This is a genomic window from Niallia sp. FSL W8-0635 (assembly GCF_038007965.1).
GTDB lineage: Bacteria > Bacillota > Bacilli > Bacillales > Cytobacillaceae > Niallia.
In genome coordinates, this window is the sequence record NZ_JBBOYD010000001.1 from 2,515,427 (window position 1) to 2,539,144 (window position 23,718).

At 34.2% G+C, this 23,718-nt stretch carries 22 protein-coding genes and 1 other annotated feature; of the genes, 4 read left to right on the top strand and 18 right to left on the bottom strand.

Annotated elements, in window-relative coordinates; translation table 11 throughout:
• Positions 1-26 precede the first annotated feature (26 nt).
• The gene (locus NYE52_RS12025) at positions 27-479 is read right to left on the bottom strand and encodes a hypothetical protein (RefSeq protein WP_341193283.1); all 453 of its coding nucleotides are present in this window, start codon (positions 477-479) and stop codon (positions 27-29) included.
• Positions 480-919: 440 nt separating this feature from the next.
• Between NYE52_RS12025 and NYE52_RS12030 the strand changes: the two genes are divergently transcribed.
• On the top strand, positions 920-1,237 hold the full coding sequence (locus NYE52_RS12030) for a thioredoxin family protein (protein ID WP_341193284.1): 318 nt from the start codon (positions 920-922) through the stop codon (positions 1,235-1,237).
• Between the two features lie 74 nt (positions 1,238-1,311).
• Here the strand turns inward: NYE52_RS12030 and ppc are convergent, their stop codons facing one another.
• The 4 genes from ppc to NYE52_RS12050 form a co-directional block, all read right to left on the bottom strand.
• A complete protein-coding gene (gene ppc, locus NYE52_RS12035) occupies positions 1,312-4,074 on the bottom strand; it encodes a phosphoenolpyruvate carboxylase (RefSeq protein ID WP_341193285.1) in 2,763 nt (920 codons plus the stop codon).
• A gap of 657 nt (positions 4,075-4,731) precedes the next feature.
• A complete protein-coding gene (locus NYE52_RS12040) occupies positions 4,732-5,031 on the bottom strand; it encodes an iron-sulfur cluster assembly accessory protein (protein WP_341193286.1) in 300 nt (99 codons plus the stop codon).
• A 237-nt stretch (positions 5,032-5,268) separates the two neighbouring features.
• Entirely contained in the window at positions 5,269-5,649 is a 381-nt protein-coding gene (locus NYE52_RS12045) for a hypothetical protein (RefSeq protein ID WP_341193287.1), read from the bottom strand.
• Between the two features lie 230 nt (positions 5,650-5,879).
• Positions 5,880-6,506: a YitT family protein gene (locus NYE52_RS12050; RefSeq protein WP_341193288.1), complete on the bottom strand. Its 627-nt coding sequence runs from the start codon at positions 6,504-6,506 to the stop codon at positions 5,880-5,882.
• A 230-nt stretch (positions 6,507-6,736) separates the two neighbouring features.
• Between NYE52_RS12050 and NYE52_RS12055 the strand changes: the two genes are divergently transcribed.
• Positions 6,737-7,186, top strand: coding sequence for an Lrp/AsnC family transcriptional regulator (locus NYE52_RS12055; protein ID WP_341193289.1), 450 nt, complete (start codon positions 6,737-6,739; stop codon positions 7,184-7,186).
• Positions 7,187-7,242: 56 nt separating this feature from the next.
• On the opposite strand, the gene NYE52_RS12060 is transcribed toward NYE52_RS12055, so the two are convergent.
• The 5 genes from NYE52_RS12060 to NYE52_RS12080 form a co-directional block, all read right to left on the bottom strand.
• Positions 7,243-8,031, bottom strand: coding sequence for an HAD family hydrolase (locus NYE52_RS12060; protein ID WP_341193290.1), 789 nt, complete (start codon positions 8,029-8,031; stop codon positions 7,243-7,245).
• A 195-nt stretch (positions 8,032-8,226) separates the two neighbouring features.
• A complete protein-coding gene (locus tag NYE52_RS12065; protein ID WP_341193291.1) occupies positions 8,227-9,417 on the bottom strand; it encodes a class I SAM-dependent rRNA methyltransferase in 1,191 nt (396 codons plus the stop codon).
• A 132-nt stretch (positions 9,418-9,549) separates the two neighbouring features.
• Positions 9,550-10,131 carry an ATP-dependent Clp endopeptidase proteolytic subunit ClpP gene (clpP, locus tag NYE52_RS12070; RefSeq protein ID WP_341193292.1) on the bottom strand — a complete coding sequence of 194 codons (582 nt, stop codon included), beginning with the start codon at positions 10,129-10,131 and terminating at the stop codon, positions 9,550-9,552.
• Between the two features lie 27 nt (positions 10,132-10,158).
• Positions 10,159-10,779 (bottom strand): sigma factor-like helix-turn-helix DNA-binding protein, encoded by a 621-nt coding sequence (locus NYE52_RS12075; RefSeq protein WP_341193293.1) that lies wholly within the window; start codon positions 10,777-10,779, stop codon positions 10,159-10,161.
• Between the two features lie 200 nt (positions 10,780-10,979).
• Positions 10,980-11,303 (bottom strand): PadR family transcriptional regulator, encoded by a 324-nt coding sequence (locus tag NYE52_RS12080; RefSeq protein WP_341193294.1) that lies wholly within the window; start codon positions 11,301-11,303, stop codon positions 10,980-10,982.
• Between the two features lie 143 nt (positions 11,304-11,446).
• Here NYE52_RS12080 and NYE52_RS12085 point away from each other — a divergent pair, with 143 nt between their 5' ends.
• A complete protein-coding gene (locus NYE52_RS12085) occupies positions 11,447-12,313 on the top strand; it encodes a YitT family protein (RefSeq protein WP_341193295.1) in 867 nt (288 codons plus the stop codon).
• Positions 12,314-12,472: 159 nt separating this feature from the next.
• On the opposite strand, the gene NYE52_RS12090 is transcribed toward NYE52_RS12085, so the two are convergent.
• The 6 genes from NYE52_RS12090 to NYE52_RS12115 form a co-directional block, all read right to left on the bottom strand.
• Positions 12,473-13,372 carry an AEC family transporter gene (locus tag NYE52_RS12090; protein WP_341193296.1) on the bottom strand — a complete coding sequence of 300 codons (900 nt, stop codon included), beginning with the start codon at positions 13,370-13,372 and terminating at the stop codon, positions 12,473-12,475.
• Positions 13,373-13,449: 77 nt separating this feature from the next.
• Complete coding sequence (locus NYE52_RS12095) at positions 13,450-14,697, bottom strand: glutamate-5-semialdehyde dehydrogenase (protein ID WP_341193297.1); 1,248 nt, start codon at positions 14,695-14,697, stop codon at positions 13,450-13,452.
• Positions 14,698-14,713: 16 nt separating this feature from the next.
• Positions 14,714-15,811: a glutamate 5-kinase gene (gene proB, locus NYE52_RS12100; RefSeq protein WP_341193298.1), complete on the bottom strand. Its 1,098-nt coding sequence runs from the start codon at positions 15,809-15,811 to the stop codon at positions 14,714-14,716.
• 71 nt (positions 15,812-15,882) lie between these two features.
• Positions 15,883-16,095: a binding site (T-box leader), on the bottom strand.
• Positions 16,096-16,197: 102 nt separating this feature from the next.
• Complete coding sequence (locus NYE52_RS12105; RefSeq protein WP_341193299.1) at positions 16,198-16,974, bottom strand: Cof-type HAD-IIB family hydrolase; 777 nt, start codon at positions 16,972-16,974, stop codon at positions 16,198-16,200.
• Positions 16,975-17,347: 373 nt separating this feature from the next.
• Entirely contained in the window at positions 17,348-18,316 is a 969-nt protein-coding gene (locus NYE52_RS12110; RefSeq protein WP_341193300.1) for a DMT family transporter, read from the bottom strand.
• A 184-nt stretch (positions 18,317-18,500) separates the two neighbouring features.
• On the bottom strand, positions 18,501-20,213 hold the full coding sequence (locus tag NYE52_RS12115; protein ID WP_341193301.1) for an ABC transporter ATP-binding protein: 1,713 nt from the start codon (positions 20,211-20,213) through the stop codon (positions 18,501-18,503).
• A gap of 481 nt (positions 20,214-20,694) precedes the next feature.
• Here NYE52_RS12115 and NYE52_RS12120 point away from each other — a divergent pair, with 481 nt between their 5' ends.
• Entirely contained in the window at positions 20,695-21,609 is a 915-nt protein-coding gene (locus NYE52_RS12120) for a LysR family transcriptional regulator (RefSeq protein WP_341193302.1), read from the top strand.
• 111 nt (positions 21,610-21,720) lie between these two features.
• Here the strand turns inward: NYE52_RS12120 and trpA are convergent, their stop codons facing one another.
• Entirely contained in the window at positions 21,721-22,512 is a 792-nt protein-coding gene (trpA, locus tag NYE52_RS12125; RefSeq protein WP_341193303.1) for a tryptophan synthase subunit alpha, read from the bottom strand.
• A gap of 4 nt (positions 22,513-22,516) precedes the next feature.
• The gene (gene trpB, locus NYE52_RS12130; RefSeq protein WP_341193304.1) at positions 22,517-23,716 is read right to left on the bottom strand and encodes a tryptophan synthase subunit beta; all 1,200 of its coding nucleotides are present in this window, start codon (positions 23,714-23,716) and stop codon (positions 22,517-22,519) included.
• Positions 23,717-23,718: the final 2 nt, after the last annotated feature.

Sequence of the window (23,718 nt, forward strand, 5' to 3'; positions counted from 1 at the left end):
CTCCACTCACTGGAGTGCTGACCTTTTTAAACTTCTGAACTTTCTTCACTTGCATTTTCTTCACTGACTTCCTTGTCATTTAAATGCTGTAATATTTTCTTATCGAAATATTCATCGTTCATTTTGTAGGAAATTTCAAATGCAGGTGTAGTAGCGAACTCTCTTTTTATCCAGTAATAGTTATCCTCTTTTATTGGCTCTGTTAAATCAAGCATAATCGTAATTTCAAGAGAGATAAGATTTTTATTCTTTGTAATCGTTACGGACGGATTTGTACTTCTTGCGACTTTATTTATTAGTTTTTTATTAAATAGCATGGAAAAATGAAGCTCATTACCACTTTTATTTTTTTTATTCAGTTTCAGTAAATAGGAATCACCTAGATCTACTAATTTCTCTTTATCCATATTTTCAATTGCTAATAATAATCGTATGTACCTGTTTTCTACTGGTGAAATGTTTATTTTTGTCGAACTCATTTGCAACCTCCTCTTACTTGAAACCGTAAAATTGACCCTTTTTATCATATGACAACATATCATTTATTATAACGAAAAAAAAGATTCAAAAATAGAATGGGATTAAAATATTATTTCAATATATGTTTTCTTTTTTTCATTTGTAAACCCTACCCTTTTCCTACCTGTTATATTCTTCTCTTTCTTTATGATTTTTGCAAATAAAATGCTTAAGCTTTATGCAAATAGGAAATCAGTGCTTTATAAAAGTAATAAGTTCTTATTCCGTGTATAATAAAGTGAAACAAACCATTCTGACCTATACGGACAGTTAATCTTCCACTATCTTCCTCGAATTCTTATTAGGAAGTGTTGAGAGTCTTAATAAAGGATGAGAGTGAATAAAAGAAAATTAACTTATTAATGGTTAAATGGAAATTTAATAACAAGGGGTTTAGAAAATGAAAGAAATTAAAACAGTGGAATCATTTGAAGAAATCATTAACAATGGGGAAACAAATATCGTGAAGTTTTTTACAACTTGGTGTCCAGATTGCACAAGAATGGATATGTTCATCGGTGAAATTATAGAGTCCAATAATGACAAAACATGGTATAGTCTAAATAAAGATGAACTACCAGAAATAGCCGAAAAATATGATGTAATGGGAATTCCAAGTCTACTAATTTTTAAAAACGGTGAAAAAACAGGTCACCTACATAGTGCCAATGCAAAAACACCTGAACAAGTAGAAGAGTTTTTGGCAGCATATAAGTAAGAGTTCTACGAAATAAAAAGACGAGAAGGATTTAATTCCCTTCCCGTCTTTTTATACTGTCTTGCTATCTCCCATCAACCAGTATTACGTAAACCTGCTGCAATACCGTTAATCGTTAGAAGTACTTGATTCATTAACTCTTTGTCTGGTACTTCCTGTTCACGCAGCTGTTTAATTAATTCCACTTGGAAGAAATTCAATGGGTCTACATAAGGATTTCTTCTATATACAGATTCTTGAATCGAAGGAGTATGATCAAGCAATTCTTCAATTCCTGAAATTTCGAGTAAGATTGCCTTTGTTTTATCGTATTCCTCTTTAATATTTTGATAAATGCGATTCCCAATCGCTTCATTTTCTACAAGGGAGGAATACTCTCTAGCTGTTGTTAGATCTGCTTTCATTAAGGCCATTTGCAAATTATCGATTGTTGAACGGAAGAATGGCCATTTAGCGTACATTTGCTTCAGAATATCAATATTGCCTTGCTTTTGATTAGCAAATTCAGAAAGACCTGTACCAGAAGCATACCAAGCTGGCAGTAATTGTCTGCTTTGCGTCCATGCAAATACCCATGGAATAGCACGTAAATTTTCAAATGTTGTTTTATTTTTTCTGCTCATCGGGCGAGAACCAATTTTCAGATTGCCAATCTCTGTTAACGGAGTAGCTTCTTTAAAATATGTCATAAAATCCGGATCATTAAATACTAATGATTGATATTTTGCAAGAGAAATAGCTGATATTTCTTCCATGCAATTTTCCCACAGATTTCGCTCCTCTTTATGTTCGCTGATGTCCTTTGAAATATGGGCGATAGCCATAAGCAACGTAGATGTTGCTTGCTCTAAGCTTCGGTAAGCGATATCCTCTAATAAATATCGGGAGGATAATACTTCCCCTTGTTCTGTAATCTTAACCCCATCACCTAATGTTTCAGCTGGTTGAGAAAGAATACTTTTATTTAACGGTCCGCCACCACGACCCAGAGAACCTCCGCGACCATGGAAAAACTTCAAGCCAATTTGATAATTACTTGCCATTTCGTGAATTTCTCGTTGCGCTTTAAATAGCTTCCAGTTCGCAGTCAACGTTCCCCCGTCCTTACTGCCATCTGAGTAGCCTAGCATAATCTCCTGTTGGTCATTATGCTGTCTTAAATGCTCTCGATAAACCGGCATACGGAATAGCGTTTCAACAATTTCTGGACCTGCAATTAAATCTTCGATTGTTTCTAATAAAGGTGCAACATTTAAATGACTTTCAACTGTACCGTCCGCATGTAAACGATAAATCCCTGCTTCCTTTGCTAATACAAGCACTTCGAGAATATCGCTTGGTGAACGTGTCATACTTATTAAATAGACATTAATCGCACGCTCTCCAAATTTCTTGTGTGCTTCCCTAATCATCGTAAAAGTACGAATCATTTCTTGTGTTTCTTTCGAGTAGTCCTCGTTTAACAAAAGAATAGGTCTTGGATCATTTAAAACAGATTCAAGTAATCGTAATTTTTCATTTTCTGGTAAGTTTTTATAATCTTTCGAAATTCCAACTTTACGCAAAATCTCATCAATTGCCGCTTCATGTTCTCCGCTATGATTGCGAATATCCAATGTTGCTAAATGGAAACCAAACAATTGCACTTGACGAATCATTTTTTGTAAATCCTTTTGTTGATGAGCTTTCGGCTGATGTAACGCAAAGCTTTCTTGAATTAGAAATAAATCTTCCAATAATTCTTCCGCTTTTACGTAGCCTTTATCAGATTTTCCATATTCTTTTAATCTTTCCAAAATAATTGAAAATTTTCTTCGATAAGCTTCTTTTTCAACAGGCCATTTCTTTTCAGGTGTCAAATAAAGCTGCTCTTCCTCCATGATGGATTGAATTAACTTCGAACTAACTTTAACACGATTTGTTGAATGACTAAATTTTTTCATTAATTCATCAATTGCTTCAATATATTTCTTAATAACTAATTCATTTTGCTTATGAAGTGTTTGCCATGTAACATCTGGTGTTACATTTGGATTACCATCTCGATCTCCTCCGATCCAAGAACCAAACCATAGGAAATTAGGAACTTTCCAATCAAAGTTAGGATAATTTTCATGAAGTGCATCCTGAACTTCTTGGTGGATTTCTGGCAGAACATCAAACAATGTTTGCTCAAAATAATACAGCCCATTTCTTACTTCATCCATTACAGTAGGGCGCTCTTGGCGAAGTTCATCCGTTTGCCACATGATCGTAATTTCTTCAAAAAGATCTTCATTTAAATGTTGTCGTTCTTTCTTGGTCAACATCGGATTATCAAGTTGTTTTAAGATAGTCGCAATTCTTTTTTGAGTTTCTAGAATTGTACGTTTCGTTGATTCAGTTGGATGTGCTGTAATGATTAATTCTAATGAAAGTGTATTTAACACTTCTTGAATGGTTTCTTCCGATAAATTCTTTTGTTTAAATGCCATAATGGCGCGATCAATAGAAAATGGTTGCACACCTTTTTCTTGACTTAACTGATACTCTCTTCTACGACGAATTCGATGATTCAATTCAGCAACATTCACTAAATGGAAATATTTCGAAAACGCACGAATAACTTGACGACGTACAGGTTTATCCAATTTTTCCATTTCGAGCTTCAATTGATTATATGTATGTTCATTATTTGTTTCGCGCAGTTCCTTTGATAACTTACGAATAATCTCTACCTTTTCTAATAATTCTTGGCCACCATGGTGGATAAGTACTTCACCAAGAATTTTGCCAAGGTGTTTGACATCTTTGCGTAAAGGTAAACTGCTCTCATTTCCTTTTATCGTTGTTGTCATTAGATTACCATCCCTTAATCTAAATTTTTTAACTTAAATACTTTATTACCATTAATCCTATCACTATTCTTTTAAAAATTCATTAACAAAAATCGATTATTAATAGATAGAAAAGATAGATTCTAAAGAATTTATCTAATTTTTATATCATTCATTTAATAAAAAGGTAAATAATAGGTATTTATTCCAGCTTCTCCCTGTTCGTTCCGTAAAATAATGCTGTCATCCTTTATTTTTTTCTGGAACCTCATAAATTATGTTACATATTGTATATAACCTAAATAATCAAATGTGTAAACCTTTTTCCTTAATTCATTTAAATTTGACGGATATTATTTAGTACAAGTTCCATTTAGTAGCAAATTATATCATATTATCATCAGGATGAAAATATGCATTATGATGAAATATGGGATGAAGTGTACAAATAAGAGAGTGGCACACAGCTAATAAGTAACCTGTAAGGTCGCCCTTTGATTCAATAGCTTTTTATTCCACAGCTGCAACACACGATTCGCCCAGGTACCTTACAACAACTTACTAAAACAGACGTTATAACGCTAATAAAAAAACCCAAACTACTATACGAAAACTATCATGAGCATTTCGTATAATGGTTCAGGTTTATCTTTTGTTTGAAAACTTATGATTTAGGCTTTAATGATGATGATGCTCTTTAGCCGGATTGTAAATAGTAAAACCAGGCTGTGGAACATGGAAATATTGAATCCACACACCATCTAAGAATTCCGCATCTCTTGTATCCAATAAAATTGGAATGTCCTTATCAGATTGAACAACTTCATCATGCTCGGTCTGTTTGTCCAATTTCAAATCGTAATGAGCATGGTTTCCATGATTCTCTGTTATGTATACACGAATCATTTCCCCTTCTTCCGCCTTATCTAGCATTTGATTGAGTACTTTTACCGCGTGTCTGTTTATTTTGACTTTCATTTAATAAATCCTCCTAGGCAAACATTTGCTTTTTTCCTAATGCTCTTCCATTGTAATCTCCTAAAGAGCCGTTTGCAAATAATCAAGACTCATTAAGAGAATAATATTTCGAGTAGAAAGGAACGACTAATATAGCTCTTCTGGAAGGGTATTAAGGTAAGCAACAAAAATCGCAGACAGGCAATAAAAAAAAGCAACCCAGCAATAAAGTTGGATTGCTAAAAAAAAACACTGCATTTAAATCATTACAAGATCTTTTTGCACAGCCTTCAATTCATTAAGTTCACTTGCAAATAATTCAAATTGCTCTTTATTTAAAACATCTAACGATTCATTCACTTTAAATTCCAAATAATTCATTCTCAGTTGCATATCTAGTAAAGAAGTAATCTTCTTCGTTGCGATAAATTCCTCTATTTCATCCACAAACATAAAGAAGCTATAGTCCTTTATCATGACAAGTAAAAGCCAACCAAGTGAATCGACGTATTTTTTCTCCTCTGTAACTGTAATAATATCACCTTTATGTAAATCAAGTATGAATGTATGTTCAGGTCTAGGACAGGTACATTCGATCATATATTGAAATGGAGTTAAAACAATGAATTCATTTTTCATAAATCTTACACCTTCCTATTCATTTCATTTATTTGATATCATTTTAAATGAAAATGATTATCACTGTCAATTAATTTCATTATATTAATACTGAAAATATAAAATATGCAAAAAACCCTTTTCTCTATCCAGTGGTTTTCTAACCATAGGATAAAAAGAATAGGGTTTTTGCATTCTTAAAACTCGGCTGTTTTCATAAAAGTTTATTGTTGTGACCAACTGCCTGAAACTTAAACTGACTGCGTTTTAATTACGGGAGTAACATTGTCTCCGTTGTTCTTGCTTGTATTTCGATGTGCGATTTTTTCCTTAAAAGTGCTCATCATAAAGGAAATAATAAACACCGATACTATGCTGTATATACCTCTTAGTAATCCAACACTGTACAAGCCGATTAAAATAACGATTGTATCAAAAATAAAATTCGTTTTTCCCATATTCCAATTAAATTGTTTTTGCAGGGTAATAGACAGAATTTGTGCTCCTCCTAAAGACGAGCCATTCATAAACAAAATAATGGTTCCAATTCCAATAATGAATCCACCGATAATCGAGCCTACTAATGGATAAAAGGCTAGTGGCGGAAAAATGATGGGAAGAAGATAAGAAAATATGGTGACTAAAGATACAGCTAAAATAGTTGAGAAAGTAAATTGTTTGCCCATTTTAAAGTAAGATAAAATATAAAATGGGATGTTTATCAAGGTAAATAAAATGGAAAAGGAAATAGGTAGCAAATAAGATACACTTAATGCAAGTCCTGCTGTTCCTCCAGTGACAATGGCCGAACCTTTTAATAAATACAAACCAAATGATGTAATGAAACATCCAAACATCATAACTGCGATTTTTTTCAAAGACAAACACTCCTAAAGTAATGTAACGTAAGTGGAAAAGTAATGAGGATTCATGGGTGAAATCCTATAAAAATAAGTGGTTTTATTGGTGGAATTATTACATATATAATGATAGAATATATCGAAGCAATTTTACATACCAATATGAATGTATTTACCCTGTACATCCTCAAATTCGCATAAATAATAATACTAATACATTCAATTTGCAAAAAGGAGTATTTAGAAAAATGGATAAAGTTGACATACAATTACTGAAAATTTTACAGGAAGATGCAAGAATTACTGTAAGTGATTTATCCAAAAAATTAGCTTTAAGCCGTCCAAGTGTGTCTGAAAGATTGTTGCGTCTGCAAGAAAAAGGAATCATCTTAGAGTTCAGCGCGAGAATATCTCCTGCAAAGCTAGGCAGAGAAACACTTTTATTCATTCAAATTAGTGAATTGAAAGAAGAACCACATGCCTTTGAGGAATTTATCAAAACGGAAACGGATATTATTGAATGCCACCGTGTAACCGGTCCTGTCAGCTATACAATAAAAGCAGCTGTTTCCGGCATAGATGGAATGAGAAACTTAGTGGATCGTCTTATCCCCTATGGAGCAATTAATACATCTGTCATTTTAGCATCCCCTGTTCCGTACAGACATATCTTACCAAACGAGCAACCAGAAGATTAATAAAAACCTGTGCAACCAGAAGACTTGTTAGTGGTCTCCTTCTGGTTGCACAGGTTTTATTTTTCCTTCTCCAATAAAGGCAATAAATCATGAAGATGATGAATTTCATAAGTAGGGAGGACTTCCTTTTTTACTACATGCTCACGATTAATCCAGACTGACTTAATTCCCGTTTCATTCGCACCTAAAATATCGGTCATTAAATTATCTCCTACCATTAAACATTCCGACTTTTCTACCCCTAATAAAGAAACGGCATGTTCAAAGATGGACGTATCCGGCTTCCCTTTTCCGAAATCACCGGAAATGACAATATGATCAAAATAAGGAGCAATTTCTGGTGTGATAGATAGCTTTGTATTTTGCAAATGAGGGGAACCATTTGTTAATAATAATAAGGAATATTTCCCCTTTAATTGATCTAAAATAGAAAATGTTTCTTCATAGACATAAGGAGATTGCTTTCTAAATGAGGGAAAAGCTTGTGCTAACTTCTCTCCAAATAAAGGATCATCAATTCCTAATGCGAGCAATCCTTTTGTCCATGCCTCTTTTCGATAAGTAGGGATTATCTCCCTCATTTTTGGGAATGAAGCATGTTCTTCTAGAAATTCTCCCCATAGTCCCTCAAATGGATTTATACCAATCATTTTCGTAAAAGCATATGTATCATATCCTTCATATAGACCTCTTGCCTCTTTCCGAACCGCTGCTTCTAGATGCTCGGCAGAAATATTGTATTTTTCTTCCGCAAGCTTACATGTCTTCAAAAAAGCATCTTGCACACTTTTTTTATCCCATAATAACGTGTCATCTAAATCAAATAGAATTGCTTTAATTGTCATTCTCGACGTTCTCCTTTTTCATATGTAAGATTTTCCGGATTTTTTCAAATACACTATTGGAATAAATAACCTTCTCTATTAGATTACAAACGTTTTACCATTCCGTAAACCCTATTTTTTAATAAAAAAGGGATTCAACATTATACATGCAAAATCCCTTTTCAGAAACCATTCTTCAAATAGTATTCTAAAATATCATTTAAGTTTTTTTATAAAAACGACCTTTAAGTAATTACTCTCTTTTACTTCTTTTATATTGGCAAAATCATTTGGTAAGCCAAATTGCTCAACTATTTGATATCTTTCTTTTTGATGAGAGAATGCTGCATCAATAAAGCTTTTGAACTTTTTCATATCAAAGGTAGCACAATTAGTAGAAGCGACGATGATTCCACCGGTATTCGTAATCGCAATTGCTTCCTTTAATAAATTGGTATAATCCTTTGCTGCCCGAAAGGTATGTTTTTTTGATCGAGCAAAGCTTGGCGGATCAAGAATAACCATATCAAACGAAAGCTGCTTTTTCACAGCATATTTAAAATAATGAAAAACATCTTCTACTATAATTTTTTGACTGGTTAAATCTATGTTATTTAGCAAGAAATTATCCGCTGTTTTTTGCTTTGAACGATTCGCTAAATCGACGCTCGTTGTTGATAAACTCCCTCCAACTGCTGCCGCTACGGAAAATGCGCCAGTATAAGAGAATGTATTTAATACGGTTTTCCCTTGCGCGTATTTGTCGCGAATGGTTTTACGAACATCTCTTTGATCTAAGAAGATTCCTGTCATTGCCCCTTCGTTTAAATTTACCGCGTATTTAACACCATTTTCTAAAATGTCCAAAGGAAAGTCAGCTTTTTTCCCACTAACAAAATCATCATCTTCTAAATATGTACCATTATGATCAAATCTTTTTTTCTCATAAATACCGTCTACATCTAATAACTTTTGTAAAGAATCCACAATCCAACTTTTATATTTATAAATACCAATACTGTACCATTGTATTAAAAGATAATTGTTATAGAGGTCAACAGTGAAGCCGCCAATTCCATCGCCTTCTCCATTAAAAACGCGAAAAGCAGTTGTCTGTGAATCTTTAAAATAGGGAGCTCTTTTATCAATCGCTTTCTTCAAATGCTGCTCAAAAAAAGCACTATCAATAGGAACATTTTTCTCTCTCGTTAAAATCCAGCCAATTCCTTTATTTTGAATGGCATAATAACCTCTGCCAATAAACTTATTCTGTTTTGTTACAACATCGATTACTTGCCCTTCTTCTAGATTCATGCTAGTAGCAATTGCGTCTTTATATAGTAAGGGATTTCCATTTTGTACGTTTTTTTCAAACGATGTTTCAATTTTTACTGTTACAATATCCATTTTGTCACCTTTTACTTTCAGAGCTAATATTTTATTCTGTTTCTATTATACATGAAAAAAAGATAGACGCTAGTACACGTGGCATTCCATAAAAAAAGACATCCTTTGACTAAAATGGATGTCTTTTTTCTTTTACTTTGCAATAATTATCTCATCCACAATCCCATAGCTTTTCGCTTCTTCTGCACTCATAAAATAATCTCTTTCCGTGTCATTTGCAATTTTTTCGATAGACTGCCCAGTTTTCTCTGCAATGATGTGATTAATATGACTTTTAAGCTTTATTATTCTTTTGGCAGATATTTCAATTTCTGTCGCTTGCCCTCTTGTACCTCCTAATGGCTGATGAATCATAATTTCACTATTCGGCAAGGCATATCTTTTCCCTTTTGCACCTGCGAGGAGCAATAATGCACCAAATGAAGCAGCCATTCCGGTACAAATCGTGCGAACATCTGGTTTAATATAGTGCATCGTATCATAAATAGCAAAACCAGCAGAAGTCGAGCCACCTGGACAATTTATATATAAGGAGATATCTTTATCTGGGTTCTCGGCTGCCAGAAATAACAATTGTGCGACAATATTATTGGCAACTTGATCATTGATCTCATCCCCAAGCATGATAATTCTATCCTTTAATAAACGTGAGTAAATATCATAGGACCTTTCTCCGCCTGCTGACTGTTCAATAACATAAGGAATCGTACTCATTTCCTTTTCCCTCCTATTTAAATAAAGTTACGATGCTACCTTAAGCATCGCATTGCATGTTGGATATTTTTTCACTCGCTCCGCTAATACCATTTCTTTATAGATGGAATCAATTAAAATAGCTGGATCTTCCATTTTTAACACTTCATAGTACATCAATCGAATTGCCTTTCTCTTTTCATCCTGATTGACTTTCCAAGTGGAATCTTCATTTTTCAACTGATTCCTAGCCCTAAATAAAATTGATTTTACGGCCGTTTCTGTTATATTTAATAGCTCTCCAACTTCTTTCAAGCGAAATTGAAATCCTTCTACAAGCATATAAACAATCCCTTGTTTTAGCGTCAGCTTTTCTGCAAGATATTCTGCAAGAATCATGGATGTTAAGCTACTCTTTTCGGTCCCGATTTCTTTAACGTCTATTCCAACGATTTCTTTCTTTTTTCTTATCTTATCAATCCGCTGATTATTGGCAATTTTTTTTAGTAAAGCAGGGGTAATATCCTTCTCGTGATAATTTTCGATTGCTTTCAAAAGAGAATCTTGGATTAAATCTTCCCGTTCCCATTTGTCCATTGAAAGATACTGACAATAATGATCAAGTTTTCGATATAGTTCCTTTATATGTGGAAATTCCCTCCCCATCATTTAATCCCTCCTTTACCGGTTTATATATAGAACGTTTGAAAACGCAAAAAAGATACGGGTTAATTTAAATAATTTTATACTTACATTTTTTTATGTAGAGTTGATGATTGGTCTTGTTAGTGATTAGAACGGAGAATGTAGAGAGTGATAAAACATTTCTGAAATTATTCATGGAGAATTCACTGTACTAATCCTATTCCTTACCTCCCAATTACTTTATCAATGGTTTGCACGAAGTTTTTCCATTCTGTTATTTTTTGTTCTAAAATTTGGAAACCAGCCTCTGTTATTCGATAGTACTTTCTTGCAGGTCCTTTTTCAGATTCCTTCCAGAATGATTCCATATATTTTTGTTTTTCCAATTTATGTAGAGCAGGATATAAAGTTCCTTCTTTAATCTGCATAGTATAGTCGCTTCTCTTCTCCATCTCTTTTACAAGTTCATATCCATACATATCTTTTTCTGCTAATAGGTGGAGAAGGATTAATGAGGTACTTCCTTTTACTAATTCTCTGTCGAACATTTTTTCACCTACCTAGAATCAAAATGTACTATATATGGTATTTTATCTCCAAGTATACGTAGATTTTATCAATCGCCCTTATTTATGATACTATATAGACTAGACAAGTTGTATATTATACATAATTGAAAGGTGTTTTATTCATGGTAAAAACCCATAAAAAAGAAAGTACTGCACATTTAATTATGCGATACTTGATGCTTACAATCGGTGCTGGCTTTGCAGCAATCGCGATTGATTTATTTTTAGCTCCAAATACGATTATTGATGGAGGTATAATTGGGATTTCATTGATTCTTAAATATAGTTATGGCTTAAACTTCGGAATCCTCGTGTTTATCCTAAACCTTCCCTTTTTATTTGCGGGCTATAAATATATTGGAAAAAACTTTTGCATTTCGTCTCTTTACTCTATTATTATGCTTGCAATCATTGAATTTTTGCTTGAGCATTTTGAGCCAATTACCACACAACCACTACTTGCAACAGTCTTTGGCGGTTTATTGCTTGGAGCAGGAGTAGGGATTGTCATTAGAAATTCAGGTGCCTTAGATGGTACAGAAATTCTAGGAATCCTCCTTACAAAAAGAATCCCTTTTTCCGTTGGAGAATTTGTGATGTTTATTAATGTGTTTATTTTCTCTTGGGCAGGATTTGTATTAGGCTGGGAACAAGCAATGTTCTCTATTCTTACCTATTATATTGCCAGTAAAGCCATTGATTCTGTTATTCAAGGCTTTGACGATACAAAAGCTGCGATGGTTATTTCAGATGAATATGAAGAAATCGCACAAGCACTCTCGGATCGTTTAGGCAGAGGAGTCACAAAGCTTAAAGGAAAGGGCGGCTATTTGGATCAAGAGAAAGAAGTATTATATGTAGTATTTACACGCTTAGAAGTAGCTAAATTCCGCAGCATCGTCCAAGAAATTGACCCGAAAGCATTTATTACAATTATGGATACACAAGAGGCTCATGGAGGAAAATTTTCTAAGTCTGCAATTCATTGAATTTCTCTTTTTATCTAATCATAATAGCCCCCCAAAAGACTCACTTGCCTAAAAAGTGAGTCTTTTTTGTTTTAACCGCGTTAAATTTAAAAAGTATCATTTTCCTGACCTACATTAAATCATAATTATCAGGTATCGACACATTTTCTAGAATCCTCGTTATATTAAAGATAAAATAACAGGTAAAGTGATTAAACTAGCTAATGTACTAAATAAAGTTGCACTGGAAACAAAGTCTGGCTCTGTCCCATATTGAACAGCGTAAAGTGTTGTGTTTGCTGCTGCTGGCATTCCAGCAAGGAGAATCATTATTTGCTTTAACATCTCATCCACTGGCAAAATGAATGTCAGTAGCCATGCAATAACTGGCGAAACAATCAATTTTAGAAACAAAGAAATGGATAAAGGTCGATAAGCAATTTTGCGTACACTTACATTAGCTAGTTGAATACCTAAGACTAACATAACAGTTGGAATTGCTGCATTTCCAACTAGTTTAATAGCTTCTAACATCGTCTCTCCTATCGGCAGTTGAATGGAATGAAATATAGCACCTAATATCGCACCATACATAACAGGTACCTTTAGCACTTTCTTTAATGTATCTTTTCCGTTTCCATTATCAACAGAACCTTTCGCTGCATAATAGACACCGATCGTTACCATGATTAATTGTTGAATAACCATCAATATAACTGCATAATGTAAGCCCGGCTCACCAAATACAAATAAAACAAGCGGTGTGCCATAATTGCCATTGTTCATAAAGGCAGAGGATAAAATCATTCCACATGTCTTCTTTACGGTATATCCTCTAAAGTAGCCAATGATATAAACAATTGATATAATCCCTACTACTAAGGTTAAAGCATAAAGAGTCATATACAAGTAATCGATGGTGAATGTTGTTTCATAAAAAACACTAAATGACAATAGTGGTGTCATTAAATAAACCGAAACTGCGGAAACAGATTTGATGTCTATCTGAAGCTTCTTTTGTCCAATATATCCAACAGCGAAAATAAAGAAAATAGGTAATAAAATACTTAAATACTCCAAAATCATCATCCAATCTAAAATAAGTCTGTCATGTCCTTTATAGATGAGTTAACACATTAATTTTATAATCCTTACTATTAGTTCCTTATTTGCCCTTCACCATATATGAAGTATTTAACAGAGGCTAGTGCATTCAGCCCCATTGGACCTCTTGCATGGAGTTTCTGTGTGCTAATGCCAATTTCTGCTCCGTATCCAAATTCAAATCCATCTGTAAATCTAGTACTAGCATTATGGTAAACTGCTGCTGCGTCTACTCCTGACAAAAATTGCGCTGCATTTTCCTTGTTTTCGGATATAATTGCTTCGGAATGCTTTGTGCCATATGTATTAATATGGTTAATTGCTTCTTTCACTCCATCTACTATCTTAATGCTAATCTTTAAAGCCGAATATTCAGTATACCAATCTTCCTCTGTCGCTTCTTTTGCTTTTTTATAAGCGGCGCAAACTGTTTGATCACCGTAAATTTCGACCCCTTTATTATGCAATGCTTCTAATAGCGAGAATCCATATTGCTTAAACCAATTTTCCTCTATTAAAATAGTCTCTAAAGCATTACATACAGATGGACGCTGTGTTTTTCCGTTTAAGCTAATATTTACTGCCATGTCCATATTTGCCGTTTCATCTATATATAAGTGACAATTCCCAGCTCCTGTTTCAATAACAGGTACAGTTGCTTCCTTTACTACCGTTTCAATCAGCCCTTTTCCACCACGAGGAATTAATACATCTAGAAACTCTTTTAAATGAAAGAGTTCTTTTGCCGTTTCCCTGCTCGTATCTTCAATTAATTGAACAGCATCTTTTGGCAAAGCTGATTTTTCGAGAGCGGTATGGATGGTGTTTACAAGTGCCATATTGGATTGCTTCGCGGAAGAACTTCCTCTTAGGACAATGCTATTTCCTGTTTTCAAGGCAAGACTTGCAGCATCAATTGTTACATTTGGTCTCGCTTCATATATCATCCCCATTACACCAATAGGAACAGTTTTCTTGATTATTTTCAGTCCATTTTCTTTTTCAATTTGTTCGACTACAACACCAATTGGATCTTTCAGATTGACTAACTCTTTTAAGGCTATAGCCATATCCGTAATTCTTTTTTCATCAAGCATAATGCGATCTAGAATAGAAGGAGAGAGACCTTTTTCTCGTCCATTTTCAAGGTCGAGTTTATTTGCTTTGATAATCAAGTCCTTATCCTCTAATAATTGATTGCTAATAAGTAACAATGCATCATTTTTCTCATTTGTTGTATGATTTAATAATTGATAGCTTGCTTCCTTTGCCAGTTTACCTTTTTGATATACCTCTCCCATTTTCATCTCTCCCTTTTCAAATTTTCACCCATTTATCCCGATGAATTACTTCCAATCTCGAATGTTTTTCTATTCTTTGTTCTTCTCTTTTTTGCGCGAGAATTTCTTTTAACTCTTCCGAAGAATAAAGGACTTCTCCTTTTCCAATAATACCATTTATGCCATATACCTCTACTACATTCCCTTTTTCAAAAAAACCTTCCACTTTATAAATTCCAGCTGGCAATAAACTACTTCCCTTATTGACCAAGGCTAGTTCTGCCCCTTCATCGACATAAAGGCTTCCTTGCACAGTGGAATGAAGAGAAATCCACTGCCGATTACTATTAATCGATGTTAAAGCATCGGAGCCAATATATGTTCCATCTCCCTTACCCTCGATAATATCGATTAGCTTATTTTCTCCAGTGCCTTTTCCGATAAATACCTTCACTCCTAATGAAAGAGCAGTTTCCGCCGCGATGAGCTTTGATTTCATGCCACCTGTGCCAACCTTGGATCCAGATCCTTTTGCTGCCTGCTTCCATTCTTCCGTGATTTCTGGCAAATAAGCAATTCTTCTTGCAGTTGGATCATCTTTGGGATTCTTGTCATATAAGCCGTTAATATCTGTGAGAATAATTAACTGATCTGCATGGATAAGCCCACTAACGAGTGCTGATAACATATCATTGTCACCAAATGTTAATTCTTCCACCGATACAGTGTCATTTTCATTTATAATCGGCAAGATATTTCTTTCCAATAACTCTGATAGTGTAGAATAAGCATTTCGGTATCGATTACGTTTGGAGAAATCATTTCTCGTTATTAATACTTGAGCTGGGATCATTCCAAACTTACTCAATTGTTCGTTATAGCTTTGAATCAATAAGCTTTGTCCAACAGCAGCGGCTGCCTGTTTTCCTTTCAATGTAACGGGTCTTGAAGGATACCCGAGTTTTGCAAAGCCAGCTGCCACTGCTCCTGATGACACTAAAAGAACCTCATGGCCTTTCTTTCTTAAATTGGCGATACTCGCAATATGGTCGCTTAATTTCGATTGATCAATAACACCCTTTGTGTCCGTTAACGAGCTACTTCCAATCTTTACGACAATTCTTTTTTTCTCCATGGTATTTCCTCCGAACTATATTAAACTATGCCTGTATCGATAGAATAGAAAAAAGCCCTTTTCTATCCTAATAAAAGGACGAAAAAGGGCTTTCCGTGGTACCACCTTTATTGAATCAATAAAAAACATTGATTCCACTCTGTCTGATAACGCAAGAAATGCGCCTACTGTAATAGGACTTGAAAGGTAGGTTCTGTGTACTTTCATAATGAAGTCTTTCAGCTAATAAACTTCACTCTCTTTTATAAAAGCATTTCACATACTAGTCCTTTCGCTTCGTTCAATTTTCTTTTTACTAATTATAAGCAGTTTTTTCGATCGTTTCAATTGTTTTTTTGAAATTAATTGAAAAGAAAATATTTTTTCTTACCGAATAGTATGAATAGTTATTTTTTTATTTCTGCTACTTCTTTTTTTAATGCCCATTTTCTGATTGCATAGGCGACACCATTTTCATTATTTGTTAAGGTTACAACATCTGCTGTCTCCTTTACAACATCTTGGGCATTTCCCATTGCAACGCCTATTCCAGCTTCTTTAATCATGCTAATATCATTCAGACTATCTCCAGCTGCCAATACTTGATCCATCGAGATATGTAATAGCTCACATACTTTTTTTAGTCCTCTTGCTTTATTAATCCCTAGTGCATTTACCTCAATATTTACTGGAGATGAATTACTAATTTCAAAGCAATTTTTCTCTTGTAAACTTTTCAATACCTTTTCTCTAATTTGATTGTCTTCAATATGAAACCCAAATTTAAGCCACTCTAATTCACTTACATTTTCCGGCATCTCATCAAACCATAATTGGTCACAGCTTGTTGCCCACATTTTCGCTTTATGTTGCTGCGCTAAGCCCCACATCCATTGGATATGGTTCGCATCCACAAGATTTCTTTCAACTAAATTTCCCTTTGTATCCCAAATTTCACTTCCGTTTGCTGTAACTAAATATGAATTTAATAAGAGGCTTTTTGCGTGATCCTTACACGTTGCAAGAGAACGACCTGTACTTAAAACAACGTGCAGTCCCTTGTCATGGGCCTCTTTAATTGCTTTCCTATTCTCTTCCGGTATTTCTCCGTTTTCATTCAATAATGTCCCATCCATATCTAGCGCAATTAACTTAATGTCTTTTTCTTCGAGATTTTTCGTCACTTTGCTTTTCCTCCTAATTTTTATTTTTAGAAGTGATAGCCAAAAAATACAACTGACAGAATACCACATTCCTAAAGCTTTAACCATAGATTTATCTACTTGATTAAACAAAGCCGTCTTTAACCTTAAAGTTTGCTATGTATGATGTTTCCTATTTAGCCCATATTCATTTTTGACAAGCACCTTACCTAGCATGCCAATCATTTCTACCAACTTCTTAATTGTAAGTATTAATTCCAACATATTAACATAGTATAACGATTTCTTTAAAAAAAGTAAAAAATTCCGATAACTCCAAACAAACTTCATATAATTAGTAAATTCTTAACAAATCTTTAATGATTTAATAAAAAGACAATCACAAAAACCATGGTTATGCTTCAATGCTACTATTTATGTGTATTTTCTTACTTGAATATACACTATGCAAAATCATTCCGAACATAACCAAGCAAATGCCTAGGAAACTGATTAGGCTAGGTAGATGGGCAGATAAAAAAATTACTTCTCCTAATAAAGCAAATAAAATTTCCAGAGATTGCGTTGCTTCTACTGCTCCTAATTTAACCATATTGTCTTTAACTAAGTCTGTTGCTGCAAAAAATAAAACTGTCGCAATAATACCTGAAAATACTGCCACTATTGCTGATTGACCAACTTGTTGCTTGCCTGGAAGCCCGACAGTTAATACAGCAATAATGGATAATAGTATCCAAAATGGAAGACTTGCAATTGTCATTCCTAATACACGTTGAAAAACATCTAATCGATCCTTACAAAGCTCCATCATTTTCCGATTTCCTAACGGATAGGCAAAAGATGCAATAAGTATAGGAATAAGACAAAATAAAGCATCCTTTATAGAAAGAGACACAGCGAATTCTAACTGCATAATAATAACACCAAGAACAATTAAAATGGAAAAGGTTAAACTTTTAAATGGAATTTTTCTTCGGGCTAATTGAATGCTCCCATCTCTCCCCATCTTTTTCTCATAAAATAAAGGTGCAAGTAATGTCCCAGAAATGATTGTAAGCTGCCAAGTACCTGCTACAAGCCAGCCTGGTCCAAATGCACCAGCAAAACAAATCCCAGCATAAAAAAAGCCAAAGCCAACGGTACTCCATAATAACCAAGAAACAGGATTTGCTTTTAGTTCCTGCCATACAACAGTAATGTTTTTTCTACATATTACAATCAACATAAGTAATGGCACCATAAAAAAATAACGTAACGAAGCGCTCCATAACCAGCTTCCTCCACCTATTTCCATCGACTGATTCAATACAAATGTAAACGCAAAAAATAGCGCAGCAAATATACCTAAAATAATCGGTCTCAATTATTTACCCCTCTTTCTTATTGAATAATCAAAAAACTTATATCCAATATATCGCATATTGAATATTTATCCTAGAGTTTTTGTGAAAATAGTATTCTCATTTCACACCGCACTCAAAATCTTTTTAACAATTAAATTAGAAAAAATTAAAAGATCTGTACCAGTAAAAGTACAGACCTTAAACTTAACGCTGATATTGAACCCGATGAAGGGTAGCAAAAATTCCGTTCTGTGCTAATAATTCATCATGCTTTCCTTCTTCTTCTATCCCATTTTCCGTTACTACAACAATGCGATCAGCATTGCGAATTGTCGCAAGGCGATGTGCAATGATTAATGTAGTTCGGTTTTTAGCTAGCTCATTTAAAGAGTTTTGGATAATTAATTCCGTTTCTGTATCAAGTGCAGAAGTCGCTTCATCTAATATGAGAATTGGCGGGTTTTTTAGGAACATCCGAGCAATTGCAATTCTTTGCTTCTGTCCACCTGATAGCTTCAATCCTCTTTCTCCGATTTGAGTTTCATAGCCTTCTGGCAGTTTAAGCACTAATTCTTCAAGATGTGCTCTTCTAACCGCTTCATGAATTTCATCATCTGACGCATTCAAATTTCCATAAGCAATATTTTCTTTTAACGTGCCAGTAAATAAAAATACATCTTGCTGTACAATGCCAATTTGTGAACGTAATGATTTCATCGTCATATCGCGAATATCGATTCCGTCAATTTTGATACTCCCGTTATTTACATCATAAAAACGAGGAATTAACGAACAAATCGTCGTTTTCCCGGCACCAGAAGGTCCAACAAAAGCGATTGTTTCACCAGCATTAATGGAAAGATTAATATTATTTAAGACTGGATTACTGTCATAGCTAAAGGTTACATCTGTTAAAGTGATATCTCCCTTTAAAGATTTTACTTCTATCGCATCTTTGCGATCTAAAATTTTTGGAGCAGAATCTAACAATTCCAAGAAACGCTTAAAGCCAGCCATTCCCTTCGGATATAGTTCTAATATTGCACTAATTTTATCGATTGGTTTTTGTAATATATTCACAAACAAGATAAAGGAAACTAATTCCCCTATTTTCATTTGATTATTAAAGGTAAGCCAAGCTCCAAAGACTAAAACTACTAAAGTAAAAAATCTCATTAGCATATATACAGAAGAAGATGTAATGGACATTACTTTATATGCACCTATTTTCGCCTTACGGAATCTTTTATTATTTACTGTAAATCTAGAAATTTCATACTCTTCATTTGTAAAAGATTGAACAACACGTACACCAGATACACTATCTTCTACTCTAGCGTTTACGTCTGCAATATCCCCATACATTTGTCCCCACGCTTTATTCATGCTTCTGTTACAATATGTAATAAGCCAAACTAGAATGGGAACGATGAAAATAACAATTAATGCTAGTTTTATATTAATCGTAAGCATAATCCAAAACGCACCAACAAAAGTCATTATAGCAATAAACAAATCCTCTGGTCCATGATGGGCAAGTTCTCCAATATCAAATAAATCATTGGTAATACGACTCATGATATGTCCTGTTTTTGTATTGTCAAAAAAAGAAAATGATTGTCTTTGCACATGGGTAAATAATTGACCTCGCATATCCGTTTCAATATTTATCCCAAGCTTATGTCCCCAATAATTGACAATGTATTGAAGAAAGGTACTTGTTACGTATAATAGCAGCAATCCCACACCAACAGATAAAATCGTACCCCAATTTCCTTCTGGAAGTAAATCATCAATATACCAAGAGACCGCAAGTGGAAAAGCGAGCTCTAATAGTGCAACAGTTATCGCACTTAAGAAGTCGAGCGTAAATAATTTTTTATGTGGTTTATAATATGAAAAAAAACGTTTAATCATAATATTACTCTTTCACACCTACCCTTTTCTATTTTTTCTTACTAATTTCTCATTTTTCAACCGATTTTCAAACAGACTATCCAATCATTTATGTATTTCTGTCTGTATCGAATGATTTTTTTCCTTTTTTATACAACTATATATATTGAGAATCATTATTGATTATAGTTGTTATTTGCTATTTCTACAAGAAAAATATTTATATAATCGAAATAAATAGAGAGAAACATTTTTCAATATAGGAGTATGGTCTGATTGATTGGTTATCCAAAAAAACGTATAAATATTTATTTAGTTAATATTCATTATTTTTAAATTATTCTATCAACTTCTATTTTTATCCTTACTCTTTTTTAGTATAATGATAGAAAGAAATAATTTTCTACTATTATATGGAGTTCCTTTCACCTATTTTAGCCAATCAACTTATACAAATATGTCTTATCATGGATTCTATTGTTTAATAAAGGAGTGTGTTTTTTTGGATTATCATTTATTAACCTTTGTAACAGTTGCTGAAAAACTAAATTTTACTAGGGCAGCAGAAAGCTTACATATTACTCAATCAGCTGTAACGCTTTCCATTAAAGCACTTGAAAAAAAGTATAATATTACCTTTTTAGACAGAACGAATAAATATGTTAGACTTACAAAAGCAGGTGAACTTTTTTATTTTCATGCAAAGAAAATTTTATCAGAGTATAATGAAGTGAATAATTTAATTGATCACCTTTCAGAGACGACAAACCGTCCTTTATCCATCGGTTCTAGCTTTACATTTGGAGAATATTTACTACCTAAAGTAATTGCCGATTATATAAAAATGGACAAGAAACATGAAAATCCAATGATAAGTATTAGAAATTCCCATCGTATTATTGATCAATTACTACTAGGAGAAATTGATTTAGGGATTATTGATAGTCATTTAAAAACCCATCCACATTTAACAATAACACCATTTAAAGAAGATGAACTAGTCGTTATCGTAAGTAAAAATCATCGGTTTTCTGGTCTTTCATCCATTGAATTAAAATATTTGTACGATGAAACTTGGATACTTAGAGAAGATGGTTCAGGAACAAGAGAAGTAGTAAATCAGTTTTTTCAAAATCAAGACTTCGCTCCACCTACTATTCGCTCATTTGGAAGCACACAAATTATAAAAGAGTCGGTAGAAGCAGATTTGGGGATATCCATTGTTTCTAAATATGCAATCCAGAAAGAAATCTTTATGGAGACACTTAGTGTATTACGCATTAAAAATGAACCCATAACAAGATACTTTTCCTATATTATTCCTGAATTTTCCTTTAAGCAGCATGCTGTATCCCCTCTTATCAACGAGTTAACAAAGGAAAATACCCTTTATCAAAACCTTTCTTTTGGTGAATAATTTTCAAAATTCTACCATCTGATTTATCAGACAGCATCCACTTTTCTTACTCAAATATAAAATCCTCCCTCCTTATTCTTTTTCAGAACGAAGGAGGGAGGATTTCGTTTTTTAAATGGCAGACAATGTATTTCCTCTCTTACTTGCAGCAATAAGTTCCTTTATTTCCTCTAACTTGTTCTCTGAGAACAGTTCCACGATTCTGCTTCCTACGATTACGCCATCACAATATTCTGTCATACTCGTAACATGCTCTGGAGAAGAAATGCCGAATCCAGCTAAGACTGGGATTGGACTTACTTCCTTTACCTTTAGTAAATGTGTACCTAAATGTGCTTGGAAGCTAGTTCTTGAACCCGTTATCCCGTTTACGGTTACGGCATATAAGAAGCCCTTACCTTTCTTAGCGATATTTTCGATTCGATCTAAGGGACTTGTTAATGTCACTAATCGGATAATTTCAACATGATGCTTTGCCGCTAGTTCTTCTACGATTACTTCTTCTTCGACCGGTAAATCAGGCACAATCAATCCATTTATCGTCGCTTTTTCACAGGCTTGGAAAAATGACTCTACTCCATATGCTAAGATAGGATTCAAATAAGTCATCATGACAAGGGGAATAGTAGTTAACTCTCTAAAAGATTGAATTGCTTCAAAAACGCCTTTAAGTGTTGTTCCTGCTTTAAGGGAGCGGATGCCAGCGGCTTGAATAATCGGTCCATCTGCGACAGGATCAGAGAATGGAATGCCCAGTTCAATCGCAGTAGCGCCTGCCTCTTCAAGAAAGAGCACTTTATCCTTTAATGTTTCAAGCCCTCCGTCTCCAGCCATAATATATGGAACAAATGCTTTATCTCCTTTTTCAAGTACCTCATTAAAGGCTTGTTGGATTGTTTTCATTTTCTTATTCCCCCATTCTATCCATAACTGTATTTACGTCCTTATCTCCTCTACCAGATAAGCAAACAATAATTCCTTCTTCCTTATCCATCTTAGCAGCAAGCTTCACTGCATAGCTAATTGCATGGGCACTCTCTAAGGCAGGAATAATCCCTTCTACTTTACAAAGGAGCTGAAGTGCTTCAAAGGCTTCATCATCTGTTATCGATTCATAGGTTGCCCGTCCGATATCATGAAGATAGCTATGCTCTGGACCGATACCAGGATAATCTAAGCCTGCAGAAATAGAATGCGCTTCTTGAATTTGTCCGTCTTCATTTTGTAATAAGTACATATAAGAGCCATGTAACACACCTGGTTTCCCTTTAGATAAGGAAGCCGCATGCTTTTCCGTATGGAGGCCATGCCCCGAAGCCTCCACTCCATATAAAGCCACACTTTCATCCCCAATAAACGGATAAAAGATTCCCATTGCATTACTGCCACCACCAATGCAAGCAACAATTGCTTCTGGCAGGTTTCCGACTTTTTCCACATATTGTTTTTTTGCTTCTTTACCAATGACACTTTGAAAATCACGGACCATCATTGGGAAAGGATGTGGACCCATTACAGAACCTAGAATATAGTGTGTATCAACTACATTTGTTACCCAATAGCGTAAGGCTTCATTACAAGCATCCTTAAGTGTGGCACTTCCAGAAGTAACACCAACGACTTTTGCACCTAGTAATTCCATTCGGAACACATTCAGCTTCTGTCTTCTAATATCTTCTTCCCCCATAAAAATCGTACATTCTAAGTTTAATAATGCACATGCAGTTGCAGTGGCTACACCATGCTGTCCAGCTCCTGTTTCCGCAACAACTTTCTTTTTCCCCATTCTTTTCGCCAGTAAAGCTTGACCTAAGGAATTATTAATTTTATGAGCTCCTGTATGATTTAAATCTTCTCTCTTTAAATAAATTTTTGCACCGCCTGCGTATTTTGTGAGATTTTCCGCAAAATACAGAGGTGTTTCTCTCCCCACATAATCCTTTAATAAATTATTTAATTCCTCATGAAAAGCTGGATCCTGTTGTGCTTTCTTATATTCTGTTTCAAGCTCTGTTACTGCCTGCATCAATGTTTCTGGAACATATCTTCCTCCATACATTCCGAAATGTCCTCTTTTATCTGGAAACGCATATGTTGTTTCTGCCATGA